The organism is Acidimicrobiales bacterium, assembly GCA_035546775.1.
Classification (GTDB): Bacteria; Actinomycetota; Acidimicrobiia; order Acidimicrobiales; family JACCXE01; genus JACCXE01.
Genome location: DASZWD010000064.1, coordinates 1 through 5,097 on the forward strand (window position 1 = coordinate 1; position 5,097 = coordinate 5,097).

Annotated in this window: 5 protein-coding genes; 3 read left to right on the forward strand and 2 right to left on the reverse strand. The window is 68.9% G+C overall.

Features of this window, described 5'->3' with window-relative positions; genetic code table 11:
• The coding region (locus VHC63_16340) for a transglycosylase domain-containing protein (GenBank protein HVV38178.1) at positions 1–2,258 on the forward strand (2,258 nt) is incomplete at its 5' end.
• A 39-nt stretch (positions 2,259–2,297) separates the two neighbouring features.
• Positions 2,298–2,447 carry a twin-arginine translocase TatA/TatE family subunit gene (locus VHC63_16345; protein ID HVV38179.1) on the forward strand — a complete coding sequence of 50 codons (150 nt, stop codon included), beginning with the start codon at positions 2,298–2,300 and terminating at the stop codon, positions 2,445–2,447.
• 3 nt (positions 2,448–2,450) lie between these two features.
• Here VHC63_16345 and VHC63_16350 read toward each other — a convergent pair whose 3' ends face one another.
• Positions 2,451–3,242: an ABC transporter permease gene (locus VHC63_16350; GenBank protein HVV38180.1), complete on the reverse strand. Its 792-nt coding sequence runs from the start codon at positions 3,240–3,242 to the stop codon at positions 2,451–2,453.
• A complete protein-coding gene (locus tag VHC63_16355; GenBank protein ID HVV38181.1) occupies positions 3,239–4,225 on the reverse strand; it encodes an ATP-binding cassette domain-containing protein in 987 nt (328 codons plus the stop codon). Before VHC63_16355 ends, VHC63_16350 begins: the two co-directional genes overlap by 4 nt.
• Positions 4,226–4,258: 33 nt before the next feature.
• Here VHC63_16355 and VHC63_16360 point away from each other — a divergent pair.
• Positions 4,259–5,097, forward strand: an 839-nt coding sequence (locus VHC63_16360) for a TetR/AcrR family transcriptional regulator (protein ID HVV38182.1), incomplete at its 3' end; no start/stop codon positions are given.

Below are 5,097 nucleotides of genomic sequence, written 5' to 3' on the forward strand. Positions count from 1 at the left end.
ACGGGCCGCGGCCGCCTCCGGCGGCGGCCCGGACGAAACCGCCGGCGAATGGGTATCCCTTCGCCGCAATGGCCACCCGCACGGCCCCGGCTGGGGCATCCTGGCGCGCACTGATGGCGCGCGCCCGACGATTTGCCCGACACGTCTACTGGCGCCGCCTGCTCGCCATTTTCCTGACTGCGCTGCTGGCCATCGTGGCGATCCCACCGCTGCGGCGCGCCGTGTCACTGGCGGTGGGCGACGTGATGCTGTTCGTCGCCGCGCCCTTCGCGCCCAAGATCGCCGACTTCAACCAACTGCCCACGTCAACGCGACTCACCGCCGCCGATGGCTCCGTCATCGGCGACATCGGCCCCGGCGGGCTCAAGGACACCAAGCCCGTCGCCCTCAGCACGATCCCGGTGCGCGTGCGCGAGGCGGTCATGGCCGCCGAGGACAAGGACTTCTACCACCACGGTGGTGTCGACCCCGCGGCGATCCTGCGCGCCGGATTCGAAACGCTGCACGGCCACAGCGAGGGCGGCAGCACGATCACCCAGCAGCTCGCCAAGATCAACTACACCGCGGGCGAACACACCGTGTTCCGCAAGATCCGCGAGGTGCTCTACGCCAGCCGCCTCGAGCGCAACTACACCAAGAACCAGCTGCTCGAGCGCTACCTGAACCAGGTGTACTTCGGCGACGGCGCCTACGGCATCGCCGCGGCGTCGCAGAGCTACTTCGGCGTGACCCCCGACAAGCTGTCGGTCGCCCAAGGCGCCGTGCTCGCCGGCAAGATCCGCGCCCCCGAGATCCTCGACCCGCGCACGAACGCCAAGCCGATGCTGGCGCGCCGCAACCAAGTGCTCGGCAACATGAAGAAGCAGGGCTGGCTCGACGCGGCTGCCTACCAAGTCGCCGTCAACGAGCCGATGACCGCCCAGCCCCGCCCCGCGGCGAGCAGCGGCATGGCGCCGCACTTCGTCGCCTACGTCGAGCGCGAAGCCCGCACGCTGAACGCGCTCGGAGGTTCGCCCCAGACCCGCGGCGCGCAGCTCTTCACCGGCGGCTACCGCATCCAGACGACGCTCGATCCCAAGGTGTTCAACGCGACCGTCGCGTCTGTGCAGGCGCACCTCGGTGCCGCCGGCGATCCCACTACGGCGGTGGCCACCGTCAAGCCGGGCGACGGCGCCATCCGCAGCCTCTTCGGCGGCCTCGACTTCGCCACCACGCAGTTCGACATGTCGAGCCGCGGCGGCCGGCAGGCGGGCTCGAGTTTCAAGCCGTTCGTGTACCTCGCGGCGCTGCGGGCCAAGATCGACCCGCGTTCGACCTTCGACGGCACGTCGGGTCAGGTCATCCCGTGCTACGGATCCAAGAAGGTCGACAACTACGCCGACGAGGACGGGAGCGGCAAGATGACCGTCGACGACGCCCTCGTGCACTCGATCAACGTCGTGTTCGTCGACCTCGGTTGTCAGGTCGGGCCCAAGGCCGTGGTCCAGGCGGCGACCGACGACGGCATCCCCAAGAGCGCGACCACGGCGCAGGGCGCGGTCTTCCTTGGCGGCCTCGACGGTGACGGGGTCAACGCCCTCGAGATGGCGAGCGCGTTTGCCACCTTCGCCGCCGACGGCATCTACGCCGCGCCGTACGCGATCACCCGCATCGTCGATCGCAAGGGGCACGTGATCTACCAGCACAAGGCGTCGACCCACCGCGCCTTTAGCGCCGACGAGGTCGGCGTGCTCAACACGCCGCTGCAGGGCGTCGTGAAGCGGGGGACGGGCACGGCGGCGAATATCGGTCGCCCCGTCGCCGGCAAGACCGGCACGACGCAGGACAACGTCGATGCGTGGTTCGACGGCTACACCCCGGATCTCGCCACCAGCGTGTGGACGGGCTACCCGACGCCCAAGCCGATGCGCCACGTGCACGGGCGCGCCGTTACCGGCGGATCGTTCCCCGCCCAGATCTTCAGTGACGTCATGCGCGCCGGCGAGAAGGGTCTCCCCGTGCGGCAACTCCACACGATGTCGCCCGACGCGCTCGGTCTGCACACGGCGGCGTCGTCCGACACGCAGCCCGACGGCGCCACGACACCGACGTCGTCGGATGCGGCGACGACCTCCACGAGCCTGACCGAAGAGTCGACCACCACGACCGAGCGCACCCGGCCGCGCGACACGACGACGTCGAGCCCGCCCAGCACGACGACGACCGATCCGAATGCCAAGAAGAATTCGCAGGCGACCACGACCACCCCCGGGCCCTGACGCGTCATCCAGACCGCGCCCCGGCGTCGTAGAACCGGTATGAACCTTGGCGCCCCGGAACTGTTGATCGTGCTCGCCGTCGTGCTGTTGCTCTTCGGCGGCCGCAAGCTGCCGGAGCTGGCGCGCAGCCTCGGCCACGCCAAGAATGAGTTCGAGCGCGCCAGCCACGACACGCGCGACAACGCCTGACGGTTAGTCCGTCGTCTTGACGCGGTAGCTGCGGAGCGCGGCCGGGACCGCCAACGCCAGGATGAGCGCGCAGTAGATCACCGACATCACCACCGCGTGGTCGAGCGCCCACGAGTGACGCACCAGCGGTGCTTCGGGGTTGCCGAACAAGTGCCGCACCGCCGCGACCATCGTGCTGGCGGGGTTCCACAGGGCGACGGGTTGGAGCCAGCTCGGCAGCGACGCGATCGGCACGAACGCGTTGGACAGGAACGTGAGCGGGAACACGAGGGTGAACATCGCGCCCTGCACCGCGTCAGACGAGCGCACGAGGATGCCGACCCACGTGCCCGCCCAGATGACCGCGGAGGCGAAGAGCAGTAAGAGCGCGAACGCCCCGATGACCGACACGACGCTGGCGTGCGTGCGCCATCCGACGGCGAAGCCCGTCGTCGTAAGGATCACGATCGACAACGCCAGCCCGGCCAGCTCGGAGAGGTAGTGGCCGATCAGGTACGCGCCGCGCGCCGCGGGCAGCGACCGGAAGCGGTCGATGACGCCTTCGGTCAGGTCGGCGTTGATCGTCATCGCGGGGCCCATCATCCCGAAGGCGAGCGACTGGATGAGGATGCCGCCGATCAGGTACTCCCGGTAGTTGCCGTGCACGTTGATGGCGCCGCCGAAGACGAAGCCGAACAGCAGCACGAACATCACGGGCTGCATGGTGACGTCGAGCAGCTTCTCGGGGATCTGGCGGATGTGTTCGATGTTGCGGCGGGCGAAGACGAGCGAGTCGCTCATCAAGGTGGCGGTCATACGAGTACCTCCTCGCCGGCGCGGCGGCCGGGGTGGGTGAGGGTGAGGAACACGTCGTCGAGCGACGACTCGCGCCGGTTGATGTCGACGGGGTCGACGCCGGCGTCTTCGAGGCAGCGCACGACGTCGATGAGCCTGACGCCCTCGTTGAGGGCGGCGGTGAGCACGAGCCTCTCGGCGTCGGTGGTGGGCTTCTGTGACGTGAGCGGACCGAACGCCTTGGCGGCGCGGCCGAGGTCGACCTTCTTGCGCAGCGTGACGTCGATGCGGTCGGTGCCGACGCGCGCCTTGAGTTCGGCCGGAGTGCCGTGGGCGACGGTCTCGCCGTGGTCGAGCACCACGATGTCGTCGGCGAGTTGATCGGCCTCGTCGAGGTACTGGGTTGTCAACACGATGGTGGTGCCGTCGCGGGTGAGGTCGCGCAACACGTCCCACAGTTCGATACGGCTGCGGGGATCGAGTCCGGTGGTCGGTTCGTCGAGGAAAAGGACTTCGGGGCGGGCCACGATGCTCGCCGCGAGGTCGAGACGCCGGCGCATGCCGCCCGAGAACGTCTTGACCAAGCGATCGGTCGCATCGGTGAGGTCGAGCATCTCGAGCAGTTCGTCGGCGCGGCGGCGGGCGTCGGCCTTCGACAGGCCGTGCAGCCGCCCGACCATCTCGAGGTTGAACCGCGGCGTGAGCAGCCCGTCGACGGTGGCCTGCTGGGCGGCGACGCCGATGCGCCGGCGCACTTCCGCGTTCTGGCGCACCACGTCGAAGCCCGCCACGGTGGCAGCGCCCTCGGTGGGGCGGGCGAGGGTGGTGAGGATCCGGATGGCGGTGGTCTTGCCGGCGCCGTTGTGGCCGAGGAGGCCGAGCACGGTGCCTGCCGGCACGTCGAGGTCGAGGTGGCGAAGCGCCCACAGATCGCCGAAGCGCTTGCCCAGACCCTCGGCGACGATGGCGCCGTTAGTCGTATGGCGTACTGAGTTGTCGTACATAGTACGACTAACGTTAGTAGTACGCTGTACGACGTGGCAAGTGGAAATTCCGGGCGTTCACCGCGCCGTCGCCCCGACGACGCCGGCGAGATGATCCGTGAGCTCGTCGCCGAGCAGATCAACAAGCAGGCGCAGAAGTACGCCGAGAAGTACGCCGACAAGTTCGAAGGCCTCGGCTCCGTCGTCGACCTGTGGCTGCGCACCGAACCCGGGCGGCGCCAACCGCGTTTCAGCCGCGACGACATCGCCGAAGCGGCAGTGCGCATCGCGGATGAAGAAGGCATCGACGCGCTCTCCATGCGTCGACTCGCCACCGAAGTCGGCGCCGGCACGATGACGCTGTACCACTACGTCCGCACGAAGGACGAGCTGCTGTCCCTCGTGACCGACTACGTCATGGGCGAGATCGTGCTGCCCGCCACCAAGCTGCGTGGCGGCTGGCGCGCCGCCATCACCGCTCTGGCGCATTCGTCGCGTGCGGCGTTCGAGCGCCACCCGTGGATCTTCGACATCGTCGAGGACCCGGCCGTGGGCCCCAACGGCGTGCGTCACTTCGACCAGTCCCTCGAAGCGGTGAGCACCCTGCCCGGCACCCTCGCCGACAAGCTGGACCTCATCCACGCCGTCGACGAGTACGTGTTCGGTTACTGCCTGCACGCCCGCAACGACGACGACAACTACGGCGACGCCGACGATCCGATGCGGCTCTACGTCACGCGCCTCATCACCACCGGCGACTACCCGTCGCTCGCCGCCCTCGCTGACGAGTACGGCATGAACAGCATGTGGACCCGCGTCGAGAAGCACGCCAACGACCCGCGCCGGTTCGACCGCAACCTGGCGCGCCTGCTCGACGGCTTCGAAGCCTCGCT

What these genes read in the sequence shown, in the direction of transcription:
- VHC63_16355 (HVV38181.1), bottom strand. Translation starts at nt 4,225, where the DNA reads ATGTACGACAACTCAGTACGCCATACGACTAACGGCGCCATCGTCGCC.
- VHC63_16350 (HVV38180.1), bottom strand. Translation starts at nt 3,242, where the DNA reads ATGACCGCCACCTTGATGAGCGACTCGCTCGTCTTCGCCCGCCGCAAC.
- VHC63_16345 (HVV38179.1), top strand. Translation starts at nt 2,298, where the DNA reads ATGAACCTTGGCGCCCCGGAACTGTTGATCGTGCTCGCCGTCGTGCTG.